Consider the following 24,612-nt stretch of genomic DNA (forward strand, 5'->3'; position numbering starts at 1 on the left):
AAGGAGTACGGCATGGCCGAGCCCGGCTCCGGCGGTACCGAGGGCGCGGCGGGCGGCAAGGCACGGTTCGACGACATCTACGGCCGTCCGGACCCCCGCGCCTACTTCACCCGGCTGGCGCCGCTGGAGTACGAGATCCCGCACCACGCCCAGCCGGTCTTCCGGCAGGCCGCCGCCGAGCGGACCGCGCTCGACGACGCCCGCACCTCAGGGCCGGCGGTGCTGGACGTGTGCTGCTCCTACGGGATCAACGCCGCGCTGCTCAACCACGACGTGACGCTGGCCGAGATGTACGAGCGGTACACCTCCCCCGACAGCCGGGCGTTGTCGACGGCGGAACTGACGGCATCGGACAAGGCCTTCTACGCCGCCCGGCGCCGCCCGGACGCGGTGCCGGTGTTCGGGCTGGACGTCGCAACCCCCGCCGTGCGGTACGCGCTGGAGGTGGGCCTGCTGGACGCCGCCTTCTCCGACGATCTGGAACGGGCCTCCCCCGGCCCCCTCCTGCGCGGCGCGCTCGCCGAGGTCGGCCTCATCACGTTGACCGGCGGCGGCAGCTACATCACCGAGCGAACCTTCACGGCACTGCTGGACGGCGCCCGCAGGCCGGTGTGGGTCAGCGCCTTCGTGCTGCGGACGGTGTCGTACCAGCCGATCGCCCGCGCCCTGGCCGCCCGCGGCCTGAGCACCACCGTGGACGCCTCCCGCACCTACCCCCAGCGCCTCTTCACCGACGAGCGCGAAAAGCGCTTCGCGATCGAGGCGGTGCGCGCGCTGGGCCGCGACCCCGCGGGGCGCGAGGAGAACGGCCGCTTCCACACCCTGCACTACGAGTCGCGGCCCGCTGCACCGTGACCACGCGGCAGGAGAGTCAGTTCGGCCTCCGCACCGCGCACAGCCTGGCCGCGCCGTCGAAGACCGGCCACCAGAGTGTTCGCCTGTCGGTGGCTGGGGGCAACTGCCGCCCGTTCAGTACCGCGGTGATCACCATGGTCGCGTTGTTGCCTCTCGGGACCTGCGTCCGGTCACAGCCCCGGACGCTGAACAACCGCGTTCCCGGGCGTCCCGGTCGCCCGCTTCAGCGTCCGCGGCGACCTCGCCTGCAACGCCAGACGACCACGGCCGCCTTCGGCTCTTCCTCACCGACCCGCACAGGCGTCCACTTCCTGGACGGGAACGTCATGACCCGGACCACCGCCGAGGACGGCCTCGACGGGGTCCTCCGGTACGAGTCGTGACCTCGTCCGGAAGGGACGGCACCCCGAGCACGTCCGTGGCGGACCGTGCCGTGGAGTGCCCCGCAGGTCAGATACCCTTCGCAGCCGGCTCCAGAATCGCCACGCACTCCACGTGATGCGTCATCGGGAACAGGTCGAACGCCCGCAGTGTCCGCACCCGGTATCCGCCCTCGCGGAAGTACGCCAGGTCGCGGGCCAGCGCGGCCGGGTCGCAGGCGACGTAGGCGACGCGGCGGGCGCCGAGGGCCGAGAGGTGGGCGACCGTCGAGCGGCCCGCGCCCGCGCGGGGCGGGTCCAGGACGATCAGGTCGACCTCGGTGATGCCGGTGCGGGGCAGGACCGACTCGACCTTGCCCTGCTCGATGCGGACGCGGGGGAATTCGGCGAGGTTGTGCCGGGCGTCCTCCACGGCGCGCTTGCCGGACTCGATGCCGAGCACCGCGCCCTTCTCGCCGACCCGGTCGGCCAGCGCGCCCGCGAAGAGGCCCGCGCCGCAGTAGAGGTCCAGCGCCATCTCGCCCTTGCGCGGCAGCAGGCCCTGCATGACCGCCTTCACCAGGGTGTCCGCCGCCATCGGGTGGACCTGCCAGAAGCCGCCGGCGCCGACCCGGTAGGTGCGGCCGTCGGCGCGTTCGCGGACGAAGGGGCGGCCGTGCACCCGGTGGATCGCGCCGTTCCGCTCGTCCACCCGCAGCACCGAGACCGGACGGTCCAGCTCCACCAGCGGCAGCCGCGCGCCCGGCTTCGGGGTGAGGATCACCTGGCGGTCCTGCGAGCCGGTCGCCGCGATCGCCTCGACGGAGTCCATGCCCGTCCAGTCGCGCTTCTCGATGCCCAGTTCGCTGACGCCCGGGGCGGCGATCATGCAGTGCTCGATCGGCTCGACCTCGTGCGAGCGGTGGCGGCGCAGCCCCGCCCGACCGCCCGGATCCACCGCGTACTGCACGCGCGTGCGCCACTGCGGGACCTCGCCCGCCGGGAGCTTGTCGCCCTCGGCCGGCATCACCGTGCCGTCCCAGCCGGCCTCCTCGGGCGTGAGGCCCGCGAGCCGCTGCAACTGCTCGGCGATCACCTCGCCCTTCAGCCGCCGCTGGGCGCCCGGCCTGGCGTGCTGCCAGTCGCAGCCGCCGCAGCGGCCGGGGCCGGCGTAGGGGCAGGGCGGGTCGATGCGGTCCTTGGAAGCGGACAGCACGCCCACGGCGTCCGCGCGCAGGAACCGGGCCCCCTCCTCGCCCTCCGTCACCCGCGCCACGACCCGCTCACCCGGCAGCGCGTGCCGAACGAACAGCACCTGGCCCTCCGAGGTGCGGGCGATGCAGTGCCCGCCGTGGGCGACGGGGCCGACCTCGACCTCGTACTCCTCCCCCACCAGCGACTTCTTCGGTTCTGCCTGCATGGCGGGGTGACTCCAGATCGGGAAGCGGGAACGGCCGGACAACAGCCCACCAGTCTACGTGGGTGCCGTCCGGCCGTTCACCACGGGCGTGGTGCGGGCGCAGCGCGCGGGCGGCCTCGAGCGCCGCACCGGCTCAGCCCTTGGTCGCCGAGGACTCCTTCGGACGCTCCTGTGCCGGACCGCGACGCACCGAGCCCGGGGCGTTCCACTCCTGGCGCTTGCGGGCGCGCAGCTTCGCCGCCTCGGAGGAGGCCAGCTGGTAGGGCACGGAGGTCACCATCACGCCGGGTGTGAACAGCAGCCGGCCCTTCAGGCGCAGCGCGCTCTGGTTGTGCAGCAGGTGCTCGTACCAGTGGCCGACCACGTACTCGGGGATGATCACCGAGACGGCGTCGCGCGGTGACTCCTTGCGCAGGCTCTTGACGTACTCGATGATCGGCCGGGTGATCTCGCGGTAGGGCGAGTCGAGCACCTTCAGCGGGACCTGGATGCCCCGCCGCTCCCACTCCTCCCGCAGCGCCTTGGTCTCCGCCGGATCCACGTTGACGGTGAGCGCCTCCAGGGTGTCCGAGCGCATCAGCTTGGCGTAGGCCAGGGCACGCAGGGTGGGGCGGTGGATCTTGGAGATCAGCACGACGGAGTGGACGCGCGACGGCCGTACGCTGTCGTCGCTCGGGCCCTCGGGCGCCGCGATCTCCTCGGCCACCCGGTCGTAGTGCTTACGGATCGCCGTCATCGTCGCGTAGAAGATGCACATGCCGAGCAGGGCGACCCAGGCGCCGTGGGTGAACTTGGTGACCAGGACGACGACCAGCACCAGGCCGGTGAAGAAGGCGCCGAAGGCGTTGATCGCGCGGGAGCGGATCATGTGGCTGCGCTTGGCCGGGTCCTTCTCGGTGGCCAGGTGGCGGTTCCAGTGCCGGACCATGCCGGTCTGGCTGAGCGTGAAGGACACGAACACGCCGACGATGTACAGCTGGATCAGCCGGGTCGAGTCCGCGCCGTAGATGACCACCAGCAGGGCGGCGGTGCCCGCGAGGAGCACGATGCCGTTGGAGAAGGCCAGGCGGTCGCCGCGGGTGTGCAGCTGGCGGGGCAGGTAGCGGTCCTGGGCGAGGATGGAGCCGAGCAGCGGGAAGCCGTTGTACGCGGTGTTGGCCGCGAGGAAGAGGACCAGGGCGGTGGCCGCGGCGAGCACGACGAACAGGAAGCTGCCCTTGCCGAACACCGCCTCGGCGACCTGGGAGATCACCGGATTCTGGACGTATCCCGGGCCGATCGGCACCCCGTTGCGGATGAGGTCGGTGGCCGGGTTCTCGGCCATGCGCACATTGGTGCTCATGGCCAGCGCGATGATGCCGCAGAACATCGTCACGGCCAGCAGGCCCATCATCGCCAGCGTGGTCGCCGCGTTCTTCGACTTGGGCTTGCGGAAGGCCGGGACGCCGTTGGAGATCGCCTCGACACCGGTGAGCGCGGCACAGCCGGAGGAGAAGGCGCGCAGCAGCAGGAAGACCAGGGCGAAGCCGGCCAGGCCCTGGTGCTCGGCCTTGATGTGGAAGCCGGCCGTCGGCGCGTGCATGGTGTCGCCGAGGACGAGCCCGCGGAACGCACCCCACGCGATCATGATGAAGACGCCACCGACGAAGACGTACGTCGGGATCGCGAAGAGCTTGCCGGACTCCTTCACGCCGCGCAGGTTCATCAGCGTCAGCAGGACGATCACGGCGCTCGCGCAGAGCACCTTGTGCTCGACGACGAAGGGGACCGCGGAGCCGAGGTTCTCGATGCCGGAGGAGATGGAGACGGCGACGGTGAGGACGTAGTCGACGAGCAGGGCGCTGGCGACCGTCAGGCCCGCCTTGGGGCCGAGGTTGGTGGTCGCGACCTCGTAGTCGCCGCCGCCGCTCGGGTAGGCGTGGACGTTCTGCCGGTAGGAGGCGACCACGGTGAACATCAGCACGACGACCGCGACCGCGATCCAGGGGCTGAAGTGGTACGCCGACACGCCCGCGATGGACAGGACCAGCAGAACCTCGCCGGGTGCGTACGCCACGGAGGACAGCGGGTCGGAGGCGAAGACGGGCAGGGCAATGCGCTTCGGCAGGAGCGTTTCCCCCAGCCGGTCGCTGCGCAGTGCGCGCCCGATCAGGATCCGCTTGGGCACGTCGGTCAGTTTGGACACAACAGAGGATCGTAGGGCTTCGAACAGGAGGTCGCCCACCCGCCACCCGAGATCTGCCTCACGGGTGAACTCGGCGAGCGGAATTGCCACGGATTCCGCAGGTGACGCGGCTGCCGTGCCTGGATGGCGAAGCCTGCCGGCCGCCGACCTCCGGAGGTTCCATGCCCGCGACCGCGGAGCTCCTCGGCGCCGGTACCGCCCTGATGGGCCTCGGATTCCTCACCCTGTGCGGCGTGCGCAGCATCACCCGGCGGCCCCCGTGCGAAGCCGAACGGGGTGTCCCGTGCCCGCGAACCGCCCGGCATGTGACAGGGGGGTGCCCACCCCGCACCGCGCATGTGTAGCTTGTCCCTCTGTCTGAGACCCTGATGGGGCTGAGCAGTGGCTATTGACACCGGAAGGACGGGCGTGCACATCGTCATCATGGGCTGCGGGAGAGTGGGTTCCGCTCTCGCCCAGACCCTGGAGCAACAGGGGCACACGGTCGCCGTGATCGACCAGGACCCCACCGCCTTCCGTCGGCTGGGTCCCGGGTTCGGCGGCCGCCGGGTCACCGGAATCGGCTTCGACCAGGACACCCTGCGCGAGGCGGGCATCGAGGAGGCCGGGGCCTTCGCGGCCGTCTCCAGCGGCGACAACTCGAACATCATCTCCGCCCGCGTGGCCCGCGAGATGTTCGGCGTGCAGAACGTCGCCGCCCGCATCTACGACCCCCGCCGTGCCGAGGTCTACCAGCGTCTGGGCATCCCGACCGTGGCCACGGTCCGCTGGACGGCCGACCAGATGCTGCGCCGGCTGCTGCCCTCGGGCGCCGAGCCGCTGTGGCGCGACCCCACCGGCGGCGTCCAGCTCGCCGAGGTGCACGCCGCGCCGACGTGGGTCGGGCACAAGATCAGCAGGCTGCAGGAGGAGACGGGCGTCCGCGTGGCGTTCCTGACCCGCCTCGGCGAGGCGATCCTGCCGACCTCGCAGACGGTGCTGCAGGAGGGCGACCTCGTGCACGTGATGATGCGGACGGACGACGTGGACAAGGTCGAGGCGGCGTTCGCCGAGGGCCCCGAAGAGGAGAGCGGTCACTGATGAGGGTCGCCATTGCCGGTGCCGGCGCGGTCGGTCGCTCGATCGCGGGCGAGCTGCTGGAGAACGGCCACGAGGTCCTTCTCATCGACAAGGCGCCGACCGCCATCTCGGTCGAGCGCGTCCCGCAGGCCGAGTGGCTGCTCGCCGACGCCTGCGAGATCACCTCCCTGGACGAGGCCGCGCTGCAGCGCTGCAACGTCGTGATCGCCGCGACGGGCGACGACAAGGTGAACCTGGTCGTCTCCCTGCTCGCGAAGACGGAGTACGGCGTGCCGCGGGTGGTGGCCCGCGTGAACAACCCGAAGAACGAGTGGCTGTTCAACGAGTCGTGGGGCGTGGACGTCGCCGTGTCGACCCCGCGTCTCATGTCCGCCCTGGTGGAGGAGGCGGTGAGCGTCGGCGACCTGGTCCGTCTGCTCCGCTTCAGCCACGGCGACGCCAACCTCGTCGAGCTGACCCTGCCGGAGGAGTCCGCCCTGGCGGGCACCCAGGTCGGCGACGTCGAGTGGCCGCAGGACACCTCCCTGGTCACGATCATCCGCGGCACCCGCGTCCTGACGCCCTCCCAGGAGGACTCCCTGGAGGCGGGCGACGAGCTGCTGTTCGTGGCCGCGCAGGCCCGCGAGGAGCAGCTGGAGGACCTGCTGTCGGTGCGCCGGGCGGACACGGAGGACTGAGCCTTCCCGGTCGTACGACGACGAGGGGCGCCCGGTGGATTCCGGGCGCCCCTCGGGTCGTACGGGCTGTAGGGAGAAGACTCAGGCCTCGCGGCGGTGGCGGCCGCCGTTCGGGGCCTCTCCGCGCTCCCGCGCCAGGGCGGCCTCGCGCTCCTGCTCGGCCTTCTCCTCGGCCTCCATCTCGGCGAAGACGTCGATGGGCGCGGGCGCCTTGGCGAGGAACAGCCAGGTCAGCCAGACCGCCAGCAGGAAGGGCGGGATCTTCAGGGCGATCAGGACCCAGCCGAGCTGCGTGGTGTCGGCCCACCAGTACAGCGGGAAGAGGATCGCGCACTTGGCGAGCAGGATCAGGCCCCAGGCCCAGCTGGCCTTGGCGTACGCCTTCTTGCGGCCCGGGTTCCGGGTGCGCCAGGAGAGGTTCTCCTTGAAGACCGGGCCCAGGATCAGGCCGATCAGCGGCACGCCCGCGAGCGTGGAGACGATGTACGCCAGCGCCAGGCCCAGCGTGTAGAGCATGCCCGGCAGGTAGAAGTCCTTGGCGTTGCCGGTCATCATCGCGAAGACGACACCGAAGGCGACGCCGAAGACGCCGCTGAAGGCGTGCTTGACGGTGTCCCGCATCGCCAGCCGGACGACGACCAGCACCAGCGACACGGCCAGCGCGGCGATCGCCGACCAGTGCAGGTCCTTGTCGATGGTGAAGATCGTGACGAAGAGGAGGCCGGGCAGCACCGTCTCGACCATGCCCCGCACGCCGCCGAACGCCTCGAACAGCGCGGCCTCCGTCACCGCCCGGGCGTCGTCCGCCTTCGCCTGGGGGTCTTCGGTCGGCTTGTCGAGTGAGGTCACCGGCTACTCCCGTCCGAGGGGTCGCAGTTCGTACTTCGGGTTGAAGAGCACCCGGCGGCCCCGGCTCATGGAGATCCGGCCCGATGCGATCAGCTTGCGCCCCGGTTCTATCCCCACGATGGAGCGCCTGCCGAGCCACACCACGTCCAGGGCCGCGGAGCCGTCGAACAGCTCGGCCTCCAGGGCCGGGACTCCGGCGCGCGGACGCAGGGTGACCGTGCGCAAGGTACCAGTTACCGTGACGATCTGGCGGTCGTGGCAGTCGCCGATACGGGTGCAGCCCGCGGTCGCGGCGTCCTCCCGCAGTTCCTCGGACTCCAGGTCCTCCTGCGACGAGGAGAGCCGGTCGAGCATGCGCCGGAACCGGCCCACCGGCTTTTCGGAACGAGGAACAGCACTCATATCTGAAGCGTACCGGGGTGCACCGCGGCCTTCGCAGCCGCAGGGGCCGTCACCCGGACGGGCGTCCGCGGACCTCACTTCTCGAAGCGGTATCCCATCCCCGGCTCCGTGATGAAGTGCCGGGGATGCGACGGGTCGGCCTCCAGCTTCCGGCGCAACTGGGCCATGTAGACGCGCAGGTAGTTCGTCTCCGTCCCGTACGACGGCCCCCAGACCTCCCGCAGCAGCTGCTTCTGGCCGACCAGGCGCCCGGTGTTGCGCACCAGCACCTCCAGCAGGTGCCACTCGGTCGGGGTCAGCCGCACGTCCCGGCCGGCCCGGTGGACCTTCTTCGCGGCCAGGTCGACGGTGAACTCGTCCGTCTCCACCGTCACGTCGTCCTCCCCGCCCCCGGTGGGCTCGGCGCGGCGGACGGCGGCACGCAGCCGGGCCAGCAGCTCGTCCATGCCGAAGGGCTTGGTGACGTAGTCGTCGGCGCCCGCGTCCAGCGCCTGGACCTTCTCGTCGGAGGAGTGCCGGGCGGACAGCACCAGGATCGGCACCCGGGTCCAGCCGCGCAGGCCCCGGATCACCTCGACGCCGTCCATGTCCGGCAGGCCGAGGTCGAGGACCACCACGTCGGGGTGGCGGGAGGCGGCCAGGTCGAGGGCGGTCCTGCCGTCGACGGCCGCGTCGACCTCGTACTCGCGCGCCCTGAGGTTGATCACGAGGGCCCGCACGATCTGCGGTTCGTCGTCGATCACCAGGACGCGCGTGGGGGTCCGTGGGGTCCCCCCGGTCGGGCTCGGCATCAGACCTGCCTTTCGGTGAGTACGGGGCTCGCCGTCCGCCGCGGGGCGTCCGGCCCGGGGCGCGCGTCGGCCGCGCGGAGGCCGAGGACCATGGTGAGGCCGCCGCCGGGTGTGTCGTCGGCGGTGAGCGTGCCACCCATCGCCTCGGCGAAGCCGCGCGCCACCGCGAGGCCCAGGCCGACGCCCGCGCCGCGCGGGGCGTCGCCGTAGCGCTGGAAGGGCTCGAAGATACGCTCCTTGGCCGCGTCCGGGACGCCCGGCCCGCGGTCCACGACCCGCACCTCGACCCGGTCGGCGAGGGCGCTGGCCGACACGAGGACGGGCCCGCCCGGCGGACTGTACTTCACGGCGTTCTCGACCAGGTTGGCCACCGACCGCTCCAGCAGCCCCGGGTCCACCCGGACCATGGGCAGGGACTCCGGGACGTCCATCTCCACGCTGCCCTCCGGCACCCCGCCCAGCGCCATCGGCACCACCTCGTCGAGGTCGATCTCGCGGATCAGCGGGGTGACGGTGCCGGTCTGCAGCCGGGACATGTCCAGCAGGTTGCCCACGAGGTGGTCGAGCCGGTCGGCGCCCTCCTCGATGCCCTCGAGCAGCTCGGCCCGGTCCTCCTCGGACCACTCGACGTCCTCGGACCGCAGCGAGGAGACGGCCGCCTTGATCCCCGCGAGCGGGGTGCGCAGGTCGTGGCTGACGGCGGCGAGCAGCGCGGTGCGGATGCGGTTGCCCTCGGCGAGGGCGCGGGCGCGGTCTGCCTCCTCCTGGAGGCGCCGGCGGTCCAGCACGACGACGGCCTGGGCGGCGAAGGCGGCGAGGACCCGGCGGTCGGCGGCGGGCAGCACGCGTCCGGTCAGCGCCAGCGCCATGCGGTCGCCGACGGGCACGTCCACGTCCGCGTCCTCCGGCCGCCGCGGCGGCGTCCCCGTGCCCACCCGGCCGGCGCAGGTCCAGGGGTCGGCGTCGCCGGGCCGCTCCAGCAGCGCCACCGACTCCATGGCGAAGGTCTCGCGGACCAGCTCCAGCAGCTCCTCCAGGCCGGTCTCGCCGCGCAGGACGCTGCCCGCGAGGAAGGACAGTATCTCGGCCTCGGCGCGCAGCCGGGCGGCCTGGTGCGTGCGGCGGGCCGCCACGTCCACCACCGAGGCCACCGCCACGGCCACCCCGACGAAGACCACGAGGGCGACGATGTTCCTGGGGTCGGCGATGGTGAGCCGGTGCAGCGGCGGGCTGTAGAAGTAGTTGAGCAGGAACGATCCGACGGCGGCCGAGGCGAGGGCCGGCAGCAGCCCGCCGAGCAGGGCCGCCGCCACCGTCAGCGCCAGGAACAGCAGCATGTCGTTGGCGAGGCCCAGGTGGACGGTGTTCAGCAGCAGCGCCGCCACCACCGGTCCCGCGATGCCCACCGCCCAGCCGGAGACGATCCGCGCCCGGCCCAGCCGCGCGCCCCGGGCCACCGGCAGCCCGCGCCCCTTGGCGGCCTCCTCGTGCGTGACGATGTGCACGTCCAGGTCGGGCCCCGAATCACGGGCCACCGTCGCACCGACGCCGGGCCCGAGGACGTACTGCCAGGCCTTGCGGCGGGAGGAGCCCAGGACGATCTGGGTGGCGTTCGCGCCACGCGCGAAGTCGAGCAGCGCGGCGGGGACGTCGTCGCCGACCACGTGGTGGAAGGTCCCGCCGAGGTCCTCCACCAGGGTGCGCTGGACCGCGAGCTCCTTCGGGGAGGCCGAGGTCAGTCCGTCGCTGCGGGCGATGTACACGGCCATCACCTCGCCCCCGGCGCCCTTCTCCGCCAGGCGCACCGCCCGGCGGATCAGCGTGCGCCCCTCCGGGCCGCCGGTCAGACCGACCACGATCCGCTCCCGCGAACCCCAGATCGTCGAGACCTCGTGCCGACTGCGGTACTCGTTCAGGTACTCGTCGACCCGGTCGGCCACCCACAGCAGCGCCAGCTCGCGCAGGGCCGTGAGGTTGCCGGGCCGGAAGTAGTTCGCCAGTGCCGCGTCGACCTTGTCGGGCTGGTAGATGTTGCCGTGCGCCATCCGCCGGCGCAGCGCCTCCGGCGACATGTCGACCAGCTCGATCTGGTCCGCCCGTCGCACCACCTCGTCCGGCACCGTCTCCCGCTGCCGCAACCCGGTGATCGACTCGACCACGTCGCCGAGGGACTCCAGATGCTGGATGCCGACCGTGGAGATCACGTCGATCCCGGCCGCCAGCAGCTCCTCCACGTCCTGCCAGCGCTCGGCGTTGCGTGAGCCGGGGACGTTCGTGTGCGCCAGCTCGTCCACCAGCGCGACCGCCGGGGCCCGGCGCAGCACCGCGTCGACGTCCATCTCGGTGAAGGTCCGGCCCCGGTACGCCAGTTCACGGCGCGGCACCTGCTCCAGACCGTGCAGCATGGCGCCGGTGCGCGGCCGGTCGTGGTGCTCGACGAAGCCGACGACGCAGTCGGTGCCCCGCTCCACCCTGCGGTGCGCCTCGGCCAGCATGGCGTAGGTCTTGCCGACGCCCGGTGCCGCACCGAGGTGGATCCGAAGCTTGCCGCGTTCCATGGCCCCATTGTCTTCCCGTACGCCCCGCCCGGGCAGCGTCGACCATACGGCCCTCGGCGCCGCCGAACCGGGCAAAGGGACACTCGGGGGACGTCCTTGACGCACCCCTGACGCGTCGCCGACGCATCGCGCATCCCCGGAGCGCGGCGGTCTTCCGGCCAGGGGCGTCCGAGGGCCTCCAGGCCTCGCCGCCCGCCCGGGGTCGCCCCCGGTCCGCCGTCGTCGCGGACGCGCGCACGGCGAAGGGCCGCACCCCGTGGGGGACGCGGCCCTCGGCAGGCGGTGTCCGTCGTCGCGGAACCCCGGCTAGCGGACCTCGGTGATCTCCGGGCCGCGCTGCAGCTGGCCCATGCCGCCGGAGAAGCGGGACTGGCCCTCGTCCTGCTGGACGCCCTCGGGCACCATCTGGGCGTCGTTGGGCAGCTTCAGGACGATCGGGTCGCGGGGCGCCATCGGGCCCTCGCCGCGCACCACGACCGTGTCGCGGAAGATCGACTCCAGCAGGCCGGCCGCCTCCGGCTGCACCGCCCCCTGACCCGAGATCACACCGCGCAGGAACCAGCGGGGGCCGTCCACCCCGACGAACCGCACCACCTGGAAGCCACCGGTGCCGTCCGGCAACTGCACCGGGACCTGGGCGCGCAGCTCCCAGCCGAGCGGACCCTCGACCTCGTCCACGATGCCACCCTGCTGGGTGATGCCGCTGCCGATCTCCTCGCGCACCTCGCCCCAGATGCCCTCGCGCTTGGGCGCGGCGAAGGCCTGCAGCTGGATGGCGCTGTCACGGAGCACGACGGTCGCCGCGACGATCGCGTCGCCCGCGACCTCGACCCGCAGCTCCATGCCGTCGACGCCCGGCACGAGAAGACCGCCGAGGTCCACGCGGCCCTCGGCCGGGTCGCGCACCTCGGAGCTGTCCCAGGGCCCGTCGGGCCGCGGCTCGGGCTCGAGCCGCACGCGCTCGCGCTCGCCCTCTTCGTCCGCCTCGGTGTCGACGTTGTCGACGACCTGCTCGGCCTCGCCGGCCGCGTCCTCGGCGGCACCCTTCTTCTTGCGACGTCCGAACACGTCACTGTCCTTCCCGGTCGGATACGACCGAAGCGTATCGATTCCCACCCGTCCGGCCGCCCACGGCGGCCCGACCGCTTGTGCCGCTTTCGCCGTCCACCGCGGCATGGCCGCCGGTGGACCCGAAGCCCCCCTCGGCCCGCGCCGAGTCGGGAAGCTCCGCGACCTCCTGGAAGCGGACCCTCTCGACCTGCTGGACGACCAGTTGGGCAATCCGGTCGAAGCGCTCGAACCGCACGGACTCGCACGGGTCGAGATTCACCACGATCACCTTGATCTCCCCACGGTACCCGGCATCAACCGTCCCCGGGGCATTCACGAGGGCGACACCGCAGCGGGCGGCGAGGCCGGAGCGGGGATGCACGAAGGCCGCGTACCCATCGGGCAGCGCGACAGACACTCCGGTGGGCAGCACGGCCCGCTCCCCGGGTGCGAGTTCGCAGGCGGCGGTGGTGCGCAGATCGGCCCCCGCGTCGCCGGGATGCGCGTACGTCGGAAGGGGTACGTCGGGGTCGACGCGCCGGATCGGCACGTCCACGGGGTCGCGGCTCACGGGTTCACCTCGAAGGCGCGCGCCCGCCGGATCTGGTCGGGGTCGCTCATGGCGGCCTGGATCTCCTGCTCGCGGCCGTGGCTGACGAAGTGGTCGACCTTGACCTCGACGAAGAGCGCGTCGGCGCGGACGGCGACCGGCCCGTCGGGGCCGCCGATCCGGCCGGTGGCGGTCGAGTAGATCTTCCGCCCGGCCACCGCGGTGACCTCGGCCTCCAGATGCAGGGTGGTGCCGACCGGCACCGGGCGCACGAAGTCGGTCTCCAGCCGTCCGGTCACCGCGATGGTCCGCAGCAGCCAGTTCAGCGAGCCGAGCGTCTCGTCGAGCGCGGTCGCGAGCACCCCGCCGTGGGCCAGTCCGGGCGCTCCCTGGTGGGCGCTCTGCACGGTGAACTCGGCGGTGATGCGGACACCCTCACCGGCCCGGGCCTGCAGGTGCAGGCCGTGCGGCTGCTCCCCGCCGCACCCGAAGCACTGCTCGTAGTGCGCGCCGAGGAGTTCACCGGGGGCGGGGGCATCGGGGTGCCGCACGGGTTTCACGGCATCGGACGGGGGCTGAAGAGCTGCGGAACTACCACTCACAGCCGCAGACCTTACCCGCGCCTCGGTCCGCTCCCGACACCGTGCCAAGCTTGGCTCATGCAGCCCTCCGCCCCGCCCTACGAAGAACGTCTCACCGCGCCCCGCTCCTGGTGGCTGATGAGCTTCCTGATCGGTGTCTCCTGCGCCCTGATCATGCTTCCCTTCGGCACCCTGCCGACGCTGGGCGGGCTGGTCGGCGGGACCGCCGCGGCAGCGGTCGTGGTGAGCGCGTACGGCTCCCCCCGCATCCGGGTCGTGGGCGGGACGCTGGTCGCGGGCGAGGCGAAGATCCCGGTGACGGCCCTCGGCGAGGCCGAGGTGCTGGACGCGGAGGAGGCGCGCGCCTGGCGCACCTACAAGGCCGACACCCGCGCCTTCCTGCTGCTGCGCGCCTACATCCCCGGGGCGCTGCGCGTGGAGGTCACCGACCCGGAGGACCCGACGCCGTACCTGTACCTGTCGACCCGGAACCCGCAGGGCCTCGCCGAGGCCCTGGAGGCATCCCGGGCGGCCGCGGCGCCGGGGACCGCGTAGAAGCCCCTCGCGGCACCTCGTGCGGCCGTCCCCCGCGGGCACTCGTACGGGGCTCGGTACGCCACCGCACAGGGCTCGGCGCCGTGCACGCTCAGGCGCCGTAAGCCCGTGGAGCCGTACGCCCGTGGATCCGTGCGCCCATGGAGCCGTGCGCCCAGGAGCAGTGCACGCGGCGACGACGCGGCCCGGGGCGGCCCCGAGCTCAGCCGGAGCCGCTGGTGCCGTGGGCACCGGTGCGATGGAGGTCCGTCGGTGCCCGATCCGTCAGTGCCCGATCTCCTTGCGGACGTCGCCCGGGATGTCGTCGACCGCCAGCGCGTCGGCGGGGGTCTCCAGGGGTGGCAGCGCGGGCAGCGCGTCCCAGCGGACCTGGATCCGGCGGAGGTCGGCGCGGATCCGCCCGGCGAGCCTGCGGGTCTCCCGGCGGTTGAGGAGTGCACCGGCGGCGGCACCGATCATGAACGGCATCAGATTCGGCAGGTCACGCACGGTGCGCTTCATGATCTGGTGTCTGAGCCGGCGCCGCAGATGGCCGCCGAAGGCCGAGTCGAACGTCGACGGCCTGGTCACGTCGATGCCGCGCTCCCCCGACCACGAGGTCAGATAGGCGGCGCTGCGGGCCCTGAGATCTCCGGGCGGCCGCACTCCGTACACCTCGTGGAGCTCCGCGATCAACTTGAGCTCGATCGCCGCGACGCCGGTGATCTCGGCGGCCAGCTCCGTCGGCATCGCGGGCGGCACGGGCAGCATCGCCGCCGCTCCGACTCCGGCTCCGACCGCGGAGGTGGCCTTGGCCGCGCCCGCGACCAGCCTGTCCGCGATCTGCTCGGGCCCCAGGCCCGGGAACTGCCGGCGGAGAGCGGCGAGGTCCCGTACGGGGATGCGCGGGGCGATGTCGATGATCCGGTCGGCGAGGTGGGCCAGCCCCGCCCTGGCGCGGCTGCCGCCCTTGCGGGCGCCGTCGCGAGCAGCTCGTGCGGCTCTGCCGCCCAGCCTCGCGACCTTCCCGCCGGCTCCCGGCTCCGGCCGGGCAGGAGGTGTCTCCGTCCGGGCACCGGGCCCGGGACCTGTCTCGGGCCCGGCGGGGTCCCCGCGCCCGGACAGCGATGCGAGCGAGGCTGATCCGGTCGGTCCGGGCGGGCCGGACGCATCGGATGAGCCTCGCTCGTCGTCACGCACGCCGTGGGGGCCGTCGGACGGCCCCGGGTCCGCTCCCCCGCGAGGGGAACGGCGCTTCCAGGGAGGGGTCGAGCCGGTCACGGCCGACCCCGCCTCAGTCGCAGTCGCGGCAGATCGGCTGGCCGTTCTTCTCGCGGGCCAGCTGGCTGCGGTGGTGCACCAGGAAGCAGCTCATGCAGGTGAACTCGTCCTGCTGCTTGGGCAGCACCCGGACGGCCAGCTCCTCATTGGAGAGGTCCGCGCCGGGAAGCTCCAGGCCTTCTGCGGCCTCGAACTCGTCCACATCGACGGCGGAGGTCGACTTGTCGTTCCGCCTGGCCTTCAGCTCTTCAAGGCTGTCCGAGTCGACGTCGTCGTCGGTCTTGCGTGGAGTGTCGTAATCGGTTGCCATGTCGCTCTCCCCCTCTGGGTGTCTGCGGTGTCTCCAGCGCACGTAACGCGTGAGAGGCCGGACTTGTGCCCGACCTGAGGCGGAGATTTTGCCTCACATCAAGGTCTGTTACTCAATCGACACCCAACCGGCCCCCTCAGGAGTGATCGGCTTGGATGGCGAACGGGACCGTACACGGTCCGGATGCCGCACTTCAAAGCGGTCCCACCGTGTACTTCCCGTGATCAGTACACCTGAAAACCAGGATTTTTCCGGCTTTCCGACATGATTCATGATCACGGAGAGTGGATGGCCGGAAAAATGCGCTTGTGATCGATCGCACACGGAGAGGCGCTGACGGGTCCTCACGAATTCCGCGCGCAGCGAACAACCCCGGTGCTCGCACATATGATCTCAGACAGGCAATGTGACGCGCATCACGAGACCGCCCCCTTCCCGAGGCCGTGCCGAGATGTGCCCGCCGTGCGCCCGCGCGACGGAGCGGGCGATCGACAGTCCGAGGCCCACGCCCTTGTCACTGCCCGTGCGCTCGGTGCGCAGCCGCCGGAAGGGCTCGAAGAGGTTGTCGATCTCGTACGCCGGGACGACGGGGCCGGTGTTGGCGACCACCAGGACCGCCTGGCCGTGCTGGACGTCGGTCGTGACCTCCACCCAGCCCCCCTCGGGCACGTTGTACCGGACGGCGTTCTGCGCCAGGTTCAGCGCGATCCGCTCCAGCAGGACGCCGTTGCCCTGGACGACCGCCGGCTTGCGCTCGCCGCGGATCTCGACGCCCTTGGCCTCGGCCTCGCCGTGCACCTGGTCGACGGCCTGCGAGGCGACCTCCGCGAGGTCCACCGGCTTGCGCTCCACGATCTGGTTCTCGCTGCGGGCGAGCAGCAGCAGGCCCTCCACGAGCTGCTCGCTGCGCTCGTTGGTGGCCAGCAGCGTCTTGCCGAGCTGCTGCAGCTCCACCGGCGCGTTGGGATCCGACAGGTGCACCTCCAGCAGCGTGCGGTTGATCGCGAGCGGGGTGCGCAGCTCGTGCGAGGCGTTGCCCACGAAGCGCTGCTGGGCGGTGAAGGCCCGCTGGAGCCGCTCCAGCATCTCGTCGAAGGTGTCGGCGAGCTCCTTCAGCTCGTCGTCCGGGCCGTCCAGCTCGATCCGCCGGGACAGGTCCGAGCCGGCCACCGCGCGTGCGGTGCGGGTGATCCGGCCGAGCGGGGACAGCACCCGGCCGGCCATCGCGTAGCCGAAGGCGAAGGCGATGACGGCGAGGCCGAGCAGGGCCAGCAGCGAGCGGCTGAGCAGGCTGTCCAGGGCGTGCTGGCGCTGCTCGTTCACGCACTCGTTCATCGCGTGGTTGAGCTGCGTCGCGGTGGTCTGGGTCGGGAAGTTGCAGGCGTCGCTGGTGACCTGGCCCGAGATGATCTTGAACGGCAGCTCGCTGCCCACGTTCAGCGCGTTCGCGGCGAGCAGGTAGATGATCGACAGCAGCAGGATGCCGGCGATCAGGAACATGCCGCCGTAGAGCAGGGTGAGCCGTATCCGGATGGTCGGGCGCAGCCACGGGAAGGGCGGCTCCGGCCTCCGGGGGTCCCACGTGGGTTTCGGCGGCGCCTGGGGCGGCGCGGGGGTGGCGGCCACGGCGGATCAGATCCGGTACCCGGAGCCGGGCACGGTGACGATCACCGGGGGCTCGCCGAGCTTGCGGCGCAGCGTCATCACGGTGACCCGTACGACATTGGTGAACGGGTCCGTGTTCTCGTCCCACGCCTTCTCCAGCAACTGCTCCGCCGAGACGACCGCGCCCTCGCTGCGCATGAGGACCTCCAGGACGGCGAACTCCTTCGGCGCGAGCTGGACCTCCTTGCCGTCGCGGAAGACCTCGCGGCGATTGGGGTCGAGCTTGATGCCGGCACGCTCCAGGACGGGCGGCAGGGGCACGCTGGTCCGCCGGCCGAGGGCACGCACGCGTGCCGTCAGCTCGCTGAACGCGAAAGGCTTGGGCAGATAGTCGTCGGCGCCGATCTCCAGGCCCTCGACCCGGTCGCTGACGTCGCCGGACGCGGTGAGCATCAGCACGCGCGTGGGCATGCCGAGCTCCACGATCTTGCGGCAGACGTCGTCGCCGTGCACGAGGGGGAGGTCGCGGTCGAGGACGACCACGTCGTAGTCGTTGACGCCGATGCGTTCGAGGGCGGCCGCACCGTCGTACACGACGTCGACGGCCATGGCCTCCCGGCGCAGCCCGGTGGCCACCGCATCGGCGAGCAGTTGCTCGTCCTCGACGACGAGTACGCGCACGTCCCTTGTCCTTCCTGATGTCCACCCGCGTAGCGCCGCTCGGGCACGCGCGGGCAGGGGTCCTCACGGGTGTGTGCCTCCATCCTGCCCTTTTCGGTCATAAGTCGGCTGTAAGCCGGGGAAGCGGCCGGCGAGGAGAAGGTGTGGGACGGATGAGACCCGGATGAAGGTCCGGGAATGCCGAAAATTTCCGCGCGGTTGAGGTTTCCGCGGGAGGGGGGTTGGGGAGGACGGCTTTACACCCCGCGATCACGCTCTGCATGTGCCGTACCACCTGCGGTACATCATGATCCGCTTTCCGGCGGAGTGGGCGTGGGTGTCCGGCGCCGTCGCCGCCCAGCAGGGCAGCGCTGGGCATCCATTGGAGACGTGATCGTCCCTTCCGAACGGCACACCCCCGTGCCACCGACCCACGACCCAGGACGAGGGGGCGCAGCATGGACGCATTCACCGCAGGACTTCTGCAGCGCATAAAGGCGACCGAGTCCGACCTGACGCGGGCGCGCGACGAAGGCGACGACTTCCTCGTCGACGTCGAACTGGCCGAGCTCGACGACCTGCGCCGCCTCGCCGCCGAACACGGTGTGGAAGTCGGCGTGTCCGCCGTCTGATCAGCGTGCGCGAAGCGGGACCCCGGCGAATCCAGCGCCGGGGTCCCGCTTCGTTGCCGTGGGCGGTCGTGCCGCGCCGTGTGCGGTCGTGCCGCGTCGTCCCAGGTCAGTCGTGCCAGGCGCCGAGGTCCTCCAGGAGGCGCTGGAGGGGCTCGAAGACGCCCGGGGAGCCCGCGACCGTGAGCTCGCGCGAGGGGCGCTCCCCAGGGCGGCCACCGGTCAGGGCGCCCGCCTCCCGGGCGATCAGGTCGCCCGCGGCGTAGTCCCAGGCGTTCAGGCCCCGCTCGTAGTAGCCGTCGAGGCGGCCCGCGGCCACGTCGCACAGGTCGACCGCGGCCGAGCCGCTGCGGCGGATGTCCCGCAGCCGCGGGATGAGCCGCCGGGCGACCTCGGCCTGGTGCGTGCGCACCTCGGTGACGTAGTTGAAGCCGGTGGAGACCAGGGCATGCTCGAGGGGCGGCGCGGTGCGGCAGGCCAGCTTGCGCTGGCCGGCCCAGGCGCCGGTGGCCCAGGCCCCGCGGCCGCGCACCGCGAGGAACGACTCCCCGCGCATCGGGGCGGCCACCACGCCGACGACGGTCTCGCCGTCCTGCTCGGCCGCGATGGAGACCGCCCAGGTCGGCAGTCCGTACAGGTAGTTCACCGTGCCGTCGAGCGGGTCGACGACCCAGCGGATGCCGCTGGTGCCCTCGGTGGCGGCACCCTCCTCCCCGAGGAAGCCGTCGTCGGGGCGGCGGTCCGAGATCAGACCGGTGATCAGTTTCTCGGCCGCGATGTCCATCTCGGTGACGACGTCGATCGGGCTCGACTTGGTGGCGGCCACCGCGAGGTCGGCCGGACGGCCGTCCCGCAGCAGTTCCCCGGCGCGGCGCGCGGCCTCCCGCGCGAGTTCCAGCAGTTCGGTGGTCAGGGCGTCGATCACGGGGCTCCTCAGGCGTAAGGGCTGTCGGCGCCCGCGGCGGCGGGGCGGGGCGCGCGGGCCGGGCAGCAGCCGACCGGGCAGACGTCGTGGCTCGGGCCGAGGGCGCCGAGGGCGCACGGCGTGACCCGCTGCCCGCGCTCGACGGCGGCGCGCTCCAGGATCAGGTCGCGGACGGCCGCGGCGAACCGCGGGTCGGCGCCGACGGTGGCCGAGCGGCGCACCGGCAGGCCCAGCTCCCCGGCCTTGGCCGTGGCCTCCGTGTCCAGGTCGTAGAGGACCTCCATGTGGTCGGAGACGAAGCCGATGGGCGCCATCACCACGGCGGGGGCTCCGGCGGCGTGCCGCTCCTCGAGGTGGTCGCAGATGTCCGGCTCCAGCCACGGGATGTGGGGGGCGCCGGAGCGCGACTGGTAGACGAGTTGCCAGGGGTGGTCGACGCCGGTGCGCTCGCGGACTGCGTCGGCGACCAGCTTCGCCACGTCCAGGTGCTGCCGGACGTAGGCCCCGCCGTCGCCGTGCCCCTCGACCGGGCCGGAGGTGTCCGCGGCGGAGGTCGGGATCGAGTGGGTGGTGAAGGCGATGTGCGCCCCGTCGCGGACGTCCTCGGGCAGGCCGGCCAGTGACTCGATCACCCCGTCGATCATGGGCTCGAGGAAGCCGGGGTGGTTGAAGTAGTGCCGCATCTTGTCGACCCGCGGGAGGTCCAGGCCCTCGTCCCGGAGGGCGTCGAGCGAGTCGGCGAGGTTCTCGCGGTACTGGCGGCAGCCCGAGTACGAGGCGTAGGCGCTGGTGGCCAGGACCAGGATGCGGCGGTGGCCGTCCCGGACCATCTCGCGCAGGGTGTCCGTCAGGTACGGCGCCCAGTTGCGGTTGCCCCAGTAGACCGGCAGGTCCAGGCCGTGGTCGGCGAAGTCCTTGCGGAGCGCCTGGAGCAGGGCGCGGTTCTGGTCGTTGATCGGGCTGACCCCGCCGAAGAGGAAGTAGTGCTGTCCGACTTCCTTCAGGCGTTCCCTGGGGATGCCGCGCCCGCGCGTCACGTTCTCCAGGAACGGGACCACGTCGTCCGGACCTTCGGGGCCGCCGAAGGAGAGCAGGAGCAGGGCGTCGTACGGGGTGGCATCGAGCGCGTCTGGCATGTCTCGATCCTGCCACCCGGTACGGACAGCCGGGAAACGGCGGGGTGTCGCGTCCGGTGCCGACGGGTTCCACGGCACCGCGCCCGGCCGGGGCGCCCGCGGCGCACGCCGGCAGCCGGCCGCCGTGCGCTGGGCATATGAGCGACGGCCGTGAGTATGATCCCCCTTCTACTGGTCGCAAGCCTGCCGTTTCTGGCTGTGGCGCTGTTCGCCGGCTCAGCGGGCCGGCTCCGGTTCGGGGAGGCTTCGTTGGGCAGCACGACGAGCACGAAGAACGGCACGTGGCGCAACTGGGGCGGAAACGTCAGCGCGCGCCCCGCGCGGGAGGTGGCGCCGGCCTCGGTGGAGGAGCTGACCGCGGCCGTGCGGAAGGCCGCCGAGGACGGGCTGAAGGTGAAGGCGGTCGGTACGGGGCACTCCTTCACGAGCATCGCCGCAACGGACGGCGTCCTGGTCCGCCCTCAACTGTTGACCGGCATACGCAACATTGATCGCCAGGCCATGACGGTCACGGTGGAGGCGGGCACACCGCTCAAGAGACTCAATGTGGCGCTCGCCCGCGAGGGTCTCTCGCTCACCAACATGGGCGACATCATGGAGCAGACGGTGTCCGGGGGGACCAGCACCGGCACCCACGGCACCGGCCGCGAGTCCGCCTCCATCGCCGCCCAGATCAAGGGGCTGGAGCTGGTCACCGCGGACGGTTCGGTGCTCACCTGCTCCGAGAAGGAGAACCCGGAGGTGTTCGCGGCCGCCCGCATCGGCCTGGGCGCCCTGGGGATCGTCACCGCGATCACCTTCGCGGTGGAACCCGTCTTCCTGCTCACGGCCCGCGAGGAGCCGATGCCGCTGGACCGGGTGCTCGCCGAGTTCGACCAACTGTGGTCGGAGAACGAGCACTTCGAGTTCTACTGGTTCCCCCACACCGGCAGCACCACCACCAAGCGCAACAACCGCAGCGCGGGCCCGGAGCAGCCGGTGGGGCGGCTGGCCGGCTGGTTCGAGGACGAGTTCCTCTCCAACGGGGTCTTCCAGGCGGCCAACTGGGTCGGCCGGGCGGTGCCGGCCTGCATCCCCGCGCTCGCCCGGATCTCCAGCCGGGCGCTGTCCGCGCGAACGTACACCGACATCCCGTACAAGGTCTTCACCTCGCCCCGCCGGGTGCGGTTCGTGGAGATGGAGTACGCCGTCCCGCGCGAGGCCCTGACCGACACCCTGCGCGAACTGAAGAGGATGCTCGACCGCTCCGACCTGAGGGTGAGCTTCCCGGTGGAGGTGCGCACCGCCCCCGCCGACGACATCACGCTCTCCACCGCCTCGGGCCGGGACAGCGCGTACGTCGCGGTCCACATGTTCCGGGGCACGCCGTACCAGCGGTACTTCACCGCCGCCGAGCACATCTTCACCGCGCACGAGGGCCGGCCGCACTGGGGCAAGGTGCACACCCGGGACGCCGCGTACCTCTCCGGGGTGTATCCCCGCTTCGGCGAGTTCACGGCGCTGCGCGACCGGCTGGACCCGGAACGGCGCTTCCAGAACGACTACTTGCGGAGGGTGCTGGGCGCGTAGCGGAGCCTGGGGCCGCCAGGTCCGGGGCGCCAAGGTCCGCACGACGGCACCGAATTGGAGGAAAACGGACGAAACCGTTAGTTCCGTTTCCGGCGATTTCGTGAAGTACGCCACGTTCATGATCGATAAAACCGGGCAGGGGCCGTCAAGTCCCGTTCCTTGCCAGAAGTTGGACGGCGCGCCAATCCACGCACGTGGTCCGAATGGAGTACTGTGCAGAGCCCTGGGTCCGGTCTCCCTCCAGGGTGTCCGGGACCTTGCTGGACCGCCGGGAGGGGGCTGGTTGCACAGGGTGACGCAGTTGGTCACTGAGCGTTGTGAACAGGTAACCGTGCCATAACGGCGATCCAGGGCCCGTGCCCGACACGCCGGGCAACTCGGCAAGGTTGTGGCAGGCTGCACCCGGGCAGGCCACACTCGACAAGCGGAAGCAGCGACGCACGTGACGTCGGCAGGCACCACCCGGGAGGTCCCCATGCCCGAACTGCGTGTCGTGGCCGTCTCGAATGACGGCACACGGCTGGTGCTGAAGGCTGCGGACAGCACGGAGTACACGCTTCCGATCGACGAACGGCTCCGTGCCGCCGTGCGTGGCGACCGTCCCCGCCTCGGCCAGATCGAGATCGAGGTGGAGAGCCATCTCCGCCCCCGTGACATCCAGGCGCGGATACGAGCCGGCGCGACCGCGGAAGAGGTCGCCCAACTCGCCGGCATCCCCGTCGATCGCGTACGGCGTTTCGAGGGTCCCGTCCTGGCCGAGCGCGCCTTCATGGCCGAGCGGGCCCGGAAGACCCCGGTGCGCCGTCCCGGCGAGAACTCCGGTCCGCTGCTCGGCGAGGCCGTCCAGGAGCGACTGCTGCTGCGCGGCGCCGACAAGGACACCGTCCAGTGGGACTCCTGGCGCCGCGACGACGGCACCTGGGAAGTCCTGCTGGTGTACCGGGTCGCGGGCGAACCGCACTCGGCGAGCTGGACGTACGATCCGCCGCGGCGACTCGTCCAGGCGGTCGACGACGAGGCGCGGTCCCTGATCGGCGAGTCCGACGACCTCGGCGCCCCGGAGCCCAGCTTCCCGTTCGTGCCGCGCATCGCCCGGCTGCCGCGCGAGCGCTCCTTCGACCGCGACCGGCCGAGCCTGCCCGCGCAGGCTCCCGAGCCGGCGGAGGAGAGCACGGGCGAGCGGAACGAGCGGGACTCGCTGACGAGCCTGCTGGAGGCGGTGCCGAGCTTCCGGGGCGACCTGGTGGTGCCCGAGCGTGCCCCGGAGCCCGTGGAGGAACCCCCGACGGAACCGGACGCGGAGGAGCCACCGGCGCCCGCGGCCTCGGCCGGCGCGGGCTCCGCCTATGCGGACGTCCTCATGCCGCGCTCCGTAGGCAGCCACCGCGACCGTCTCATCGGCGCCACCGACCGTCAGGCCGAGGCGGACGGCGTCCGCCCCGGGCGCCGCGCCGCGGTCCCGAGCTGGGACGAGATCGTGTTCGGGACGCGCCGGAAGAAGCAGGAGTAGCGGCAGGATCCTGCCGTACCGGGGGGCCGCGCCTGTCCGGGCGGCCCCCCTCCCGGGTGCGCGGAGCGGATCGCTGCCGGTCCGCGCACCCGTCCGCTCACTGCGGGTCCGGTCCCACCGCGACCGGCCGCGACGGGTCCGCCGACCACTCCGACCAGGACCCGACGTACAGGGCCGCGGGAATCCCCGCGACGGCGAGGGCCAGGACCTCGTGTGCCGCGGAGACACCGGAGCCGCAGTAGACGCCGGCCTCCCCGCCGTCGCCCGCGCCCAGCGCCTCGAAGCGCGCCCGGAGTTCCTCCGCGGGCAGGAAGCGGCCGTCCGCCGCCACGTTCTCGGTGGTGGGCGCCGACACCGCCCCCGGAATGTGGCCTCCCACCCGGTCGATCGGCTCCACCTCCCCGCGGTACCGCTCCCCCGCCCTCGCGTCGAACAGCACCCCCGACCGCGCCAACGCCGCGGCCCCGTCGGCGTCGAGCAGGGGCAGCGCTCCGGGCCGCGGCACGAAGTCGCCGGGCGCGGGCTCGGGCACCGCCGTCTCCAGGGGTCCCTGCCACGCCGTCAACCCGCCGTCCAGGACCCTCACGTCCGGGTGACCCGTCCAGCGCAGCAGCCACCACGCGCGGGCCGCCGCCCAGCCCTGCCCTCCGTCGTACACGACCACCGGCCGGCCCTGCGACACTCCCGCGCGGCGCATCGCGGCGCCGAACTCGTCCGTGTCGGGCAGCGGGTGCCGGCCGTTCCGGCCCGGCGGCGAGGCCAGTTCACGGTCCAGGTCGACGTAGACGGCGCCGGGGATGTGCCCGGTCCCGTACTCGGCGCGCCCGTCGAAGGCCGGTTCGCCGGCCTTCCTGGCCAGGGTGAGCTGCCAGCGCACGTCGAGCAGGACCGGCGGGTTCGGGCCGGTGAGGGTGCTCGCGAGGTCGGATGCGGAGATGATGGCGTTCATGGTCACCATCCTTGCGCACGGGGTGGCCGCCGCGTCCAGGTCCGGCTACTCTGCCCGCCGGGCAGGTCCGATCACCCGGCGTACGGGATCGGCCACATCCTGTACAGCCGATCGACATCCGTAGGCAAGCGCACGGAAACGGGCAGG

At 72.2% G+C, this 24,612-nt stretch carries 23 protein-coding genes; 7 read left to right on the forward strand and 16 right to left on the reverse strand.

Annotated features, from left to right (window positions below; all coding sequences use genetic code 11):
* Positions 1–12: 12 nt before the first annotated feature.
* Positions 13–855 carry a hypothetical protein gene (locus ACF1A5_RS25060; RefSeq protein ID WP_392195109.1) on the forward strand — a complete coding sequence of 281 codons (843 nt, stop codon included), beginning with the start codon at positions 13–15 and terminating at the stop codon, positions 853–855.
* A gap of 450 nt (positions 856–1,305) precedes the next feature.
* Here the strand turns inward: ACF1A5_RS25060 and ACF1A5_RS25065 are convergent, their stop codons facing one another.
* Together ACF1A5_RS25065 and ACF1A5_RS25070 are read right to left on the reverse strand one after the other, a co-directional pair.
* On the reverse strand, positions 1,306–2,634 hold the full coding sequence (locus ACF1A5_RS25065) for a class I SAM-dependent RNA methyltransferase (protein WP_392195110.1): 1,329 nt from the start codon (positions 2,632–2,634) through the stop codon (positions 1,306–1,308).
* Between the two features lie 133 nt (positions 2,635–2,767).
* Positions 2,768–4,819 (reverse strand): APC family permease, encoded by a 2,052-nt coding sequence (locus ACF1A5_RS25070; protein WP_392195111.1) that lies wholly within the window; start codon positions 4,817–4,819, stop codon positions 2,768–2,770.
* Between the two features lie 408 nt (positions 4,820–5,227).
* Between ACF1A5_RS25070 and ACF1A5_RS25075 the strand changes: the two genes are divergently transcribed.
* Both ACF1A5_RS25075 and ACF1A5_RS25080 read left to right on the forward strand, forming a co-directional pair.
* The gene (locus tag ACF1A5_RS25075) at positions 5,228–5,899 is read left to right on the forward strand and encodes a TrkA family potassium uptake protein (protein ID WP_356188183.1); all 672 of its coding nucleotides are present in this window, start codon (positions 5,228–5,230) and stop codon (positions 5,897–5,899) included.
* Positions 5,899–6,576 (forward strand): potassium channel family protein, encoded by a 678-nt coding sequence (locus ACF1A5_RS25080; RefSeq protein ID WP_392195112.1) that lies wholly within the window; start codon positions 5,899–5,901, stop codon positions 6,574–6,576. The genes ACF1A5_RS25075 and ACF1A5_RS25080 overlap by 1 nt, the downstream gene beginning before the upstream one ends.
* An 81-nt stretch (positions 6,577–6,657) precedes the next feature.
* Here ACF1A5_RS25080 and ACF1A5_RS25085 read toward each other — a convergent pair whose 3' ends face one another.
* From ACF1A5_RS25085 to ACF1A5_RS25115, 7 genes are all read right to left on the reverse strand, one after another.
* Positions 6,658–7,425 carry a DUF3159 domain-containing protein gene (locus tag ACF1A5_RS25085; RefSeq protein ID WP_392195113.1) on the reverse strand — a complete coding sequence of 256 codons (768 nt, stop codon included), beginning with the start codon at positions 7,423–7,425 and terminating at the stop codon, positions 6,658–6,660.
* A 3-nt stretch (positions 7,426–7,428) separates the two neighbouring features.
* Positions 7,429–7,827 carry an OB-fold nucleic acid binding domain-containing protein gene (locus tag ACF1A5_RS25090; RefSeq protein ID WP_356188189.1) on the reverse strand — a complete coding sequence of 133 codons (399 nt, stop codon included), beginning with the start codon at positions 7,825–7,827 and terminating at the stop codon, positions 7,429–7,431.
* A 74-nt stretch (positions 7,828–7,901) separates the two neighbouring features.
* The gene (locus ACF1A5_RS25095) at positions 7,902–8,618 is read right to left on the reverse strand and encodes a response regulator (protein WP_392195114.1); all 717 of its coding nucleotides are present in this window, start codon (positions 8,616–8,618) and stop codon (positions 7,902–7,904) included.
* Positions 8,618–11,176 carry an ATP-binding protein gene (locus tag ACF1A5_RS25100; protein ID WP_392195115.1) on the reverse strand — a complete coding sequence of 853 codons (2,559 nt, stop codon included), beginning with the start codon at positions 11,174–11,176 and terminating at the stop codon, positions 8,618–8,620. The genes ACF1A5_RS25095 and ACF1A5_RS25100 overlap by 1 nt, the downstream gene beginning before the upstream one ends.
* Before the next feature lie 306 nt (positions 11,177–11,482).
* On the reverse strand, positions 11,483–12,244 hold the full coding sequence (locus ACF1A5_RS25105; RefSeq protein WP_392195116.1) for a DUF3710 domain-containing protein: 762 nt from the start codon (positions 12,242–12,244) through the stop codon (positions 11,483–11,485).
* A 1-nt stretch (position 12,245) separates the two neighbouring features.
* The gene (gene dut, locus ACF1A5_RS25110; protein ID WP_392195117.1) at positions 12,246–12,797 is read right to left on the reverse strand and encodes a dUTP diphosphatase; all 552 of its coding nucleotides are present in this window, start codon (positions 12,795–12,797) and stop codon (positions 12,246–12,248) included.
* Positions 12,794–13,378, reverse strand: a complete 585-nt coding sequence (locus ACF1A5_RS25115) for a PaaI family thioesterase (RefSeq protein WP_392195118.1) — start codon at positions 13,376–13,378, stop codon at positions 12,794–12,796. Before ACF1A5_RS25115 ends, dut begins: the two co-directional genes overlap by 4 nt.
* Before the next feature lie 57 nt (positions 13,379–13,435).
* Here ACF1A5_RS25115 and ACF1A5_RS25120 point away from each other — a divergent pair, with 57 nt between their 5' ends.
* Positions 13,436–13,912, forward strand: coding sequence for a DUF3093 domain-containing protein (locus ACF1A5_RS25120; RefSeq protein WP_392195119.1), 477 nt, complete (start codon positions 13,436–13,438; stop codon positions 13,910–13,912).
* A gap of 264 nt (positions 13,913–14,176) precedes the next feature.
* Here ACF1A5_RS25120 and ACF1A5_RS25125 read toward each other — a convergent pair whose 3' ends face one another.
* From ACF1A5_RS25125 to ACF1A5_RS25140, 4 genes are all read right to left on the reverse strand, one after another.
* Positions 14,177–15,172, reverse strand: coding sequence for a hypothetical protein (locus ACF1A5_RS25125; RefSeq protein ID WP_392195120.1), 996 nt, complete (start codon positions 15,170–15,172; stop codon positions 14,177–14,179).
* Positions 15,173–15,185: 13 nt separating this feature from the next.
* Complete coding sequence (locus ACF1A5_RS25130) at positions 15,186–15,482, reverse strand: DUF4193 domain-containing protein (protein ID WP_005481602.1); 297 nt, start codon at positions 15,480–15,482, stop codon at positions 15,186–15,188.
* Between the two features lie 393 nt (positions 15,483–15,875).
* Positions 15,876–17,108, reverse strand: a complete 1,233-nt coding sequence (locus tag ACF1A5_RS25135) for a sensor histidine kinase (RefSeq protein ID WP_392195121.1) — start codon at positions 17,106–17,108, stop codon at positions 15,876–15,878.
* 6 nt (positions 17,109–17,114) lie between these two features.
* Positions 17,115–17,768 (reverse strand): response regulator transcription factor, encoded by a 654-nt coding sequence (locus ACF1A5_RS25140; RefSeq protein WP_007385219.1) that lies wholly within the window; start codon positions 17,766–17,768, stop codon positions 17,115–17,117.
* A gap of 437 nt (positions 17,769–18,205) precedes the next feature.
* On the opposite strand from ACF1A5_RS25140, the gene ACF1A5_RS25145 reads away from it, so the two are divergent.
* Positions 18,206–18,379, forward strand: coding sequence for a hypothetical protein (locus tag ACF1A5_RS25145; RefSeq protein WP_356188208.1), 174 nt, complete (start codon positions 18,206–18,208; stop codon positions 18,377–18,379).
* A gap of 106 nt (positions 18,380–18,485) precedes the next feature.
* Here ACF1A5_RS25145 and ACF1A5_RS25150 read toward each other — a convergent pair whose 3' ends face one another.
* Together ACF1A5_RS25150 and ACF1A5_RS25155 are read right to left on the reverse strand one after the other, a co-directional pair.
* Positions 18,486–19,301: an inositol monophosphatase family protein gene (locus ACF1A5_RS25150; RefSeq protein ID WP_392195122.1), complete on the reverse strand. Its 816-nt coding sequence runs from the start codon at positions 19,299–19,301 to the stop codon at positions 18,486–18,488.
* An 8-nt stretch (positions 19,302–19,309) separates the two neighbouring features.
* On the reverse strand, positions 19,310–20,437 hold the full coding sequence (locus ACF1A5_RS25155; RefSeq protein WP_392195123.1) for a ferrochelatase: 1,128 nt from the start codon (positions 20,435–20,437) through the stop codon (positions 19,310–19,312).
* 249 nt (positions 20,438–20,686) lie between these two features.
* Between ACF1A5_RS25155 and ACF1A5_RS25160 the strand changes: the two genes are divergently transcribed.
* A complete protein-coding gene (locus ACF1A5_RS25160; protein WP_392195124.1) occupies positions 20,687–22,006 on the forward strand; it encodes a D-arabinono-1,4-lactone oxidase in 1,320 nt (439 codons plus the stop codon).
* 475 nt (positions 22,007–22,481) lie between these two features.
* The gene (sepH, locus tag ACF1A5_RS25165; RefSeq protein ID WP_392195125.1) at positions 22,482–23,516 is read left to right on the forward strand and encodes a septation protein SepH; all 1,035 of its coding nucleotides are present in this window, start codon (positions 22,482–22,484) and stop codon (positions 23,514–23,516) included.
* Between the two features lie 97 nt (positions 23,517–23,613).
* Here the strand turns inward: sepH and ACF1A5_RS25170 are convergent, their stop codons facing one another.
* Positions 23,614–24,465, reverse strand: coding sequence for a sulfurtransferase (locus ACF1A5_RS25170; RefSeq protein WP_392195126.1), 852 nt, complete (start codon positions 24,463–24,465; stop codon positions 23,614–23,616).
* Positions 24,466–24,612 lie beyond the last annotated feature (147 nt).

Source organism: Streptomyces sp. NPDC014864, from assembly GCF_043081525.1.
GTDB lineage: Bacteria > Actinomycetota > Actinomycetes > Streptomycetales > Streptomycetaceae > Streptomyces.

Excerpts from the sequence above, each read along its gene's own strand:
- ACF1A5_RS25095 (WP_392195114.1), bottom strand. The coding sequence starts at position 8,618 with ATGCCGAGCCCGACCGGGGGGACCCCACGGACCCCCACGCGCGTCCTG.
- sepH (WP_392195125.1), top strand. The coding sequence starts at position 22,482 with ATGCCCGAACTGCGTGTCGTGGCCGTCTCGAATGACGGCACACGGCTG.
- ACF1A5_RS25090 (WP_356188189.1), bottom strand. The coding sequence starts at position 7,827 with ATGAGTGCTGTTCCTCGTTCCGAAAAGCCGGTGGGCCGGTTCCGGCGC.
- ACF1A5_RS25130 (WP_005481602.1), bottom strand. The coding sequence starts at position 15,482 with ATGGCAACCGATTACGACACTCCACGCAAGACCGACGACGACGTCGAC.
- ACF1A5_RS25170 (WP_392195126.1), bottom strand. The coding sequence starts at position 24,465 with ATGAACGCCATCATCTCCGCATCCGACCTCGCGAGCACCCTCACCGGC.
- ACF1A5_RS25060 (WP_392195109.1), top strand. The coding sequence starts at position 13 with ATGGCCGAGCCCGGCTCCGGCGGTACCGAGGGCGCGGCGGGCGGCAAG.
- ACF1A5_RS25155 (WP_392195123.1), bottom strand. The coding sequence starts at position 20,437 with ATGCCAGACGCGCTCGATGCCACCCCGTACGACGCCCTGCTCCTGCTC.
- ACF1A5_RS25080 (WP_392195112.1), top strand. The coding sequence starts at position 5,899 with ATGAGGGTCGCCATTGCCGGTGCCGGCGCGGTCGGTCGCTCGATCGCG.
- ACF1A5_RS25065 (WP_392195110.1), bottom strand. The coding sequence starts at position 2,634 with ATGCAGGCAGAACCGAAGAAGTCGCTGGTGGGGGAGGAGTACGAGGTC.
- ACF1A5_RS25145 (WP_356188208.1), top strand. The coding sequence starts at position 18,206 with ATGGACGCATTCACCGCAGGACTTCTGCAGCGCATAAAGGCGACCGAG.
- ACF1A5_RS25100 (WP_392195115.1), bottom strand. The coding sequence starts at position 11,176 with ATGGAACGCGGCAAGCTTCGGATCCACCTCGGTGCGGCACCGGGCGTC.
- ACF1A5_RS25120 (WP_392195119.1), top strand. The coding sequence starts at position 13,436 with ATGCAGCCCTCCGCCCCGCCCTACGAAGAACGTCTCACCGCGCCCCGC.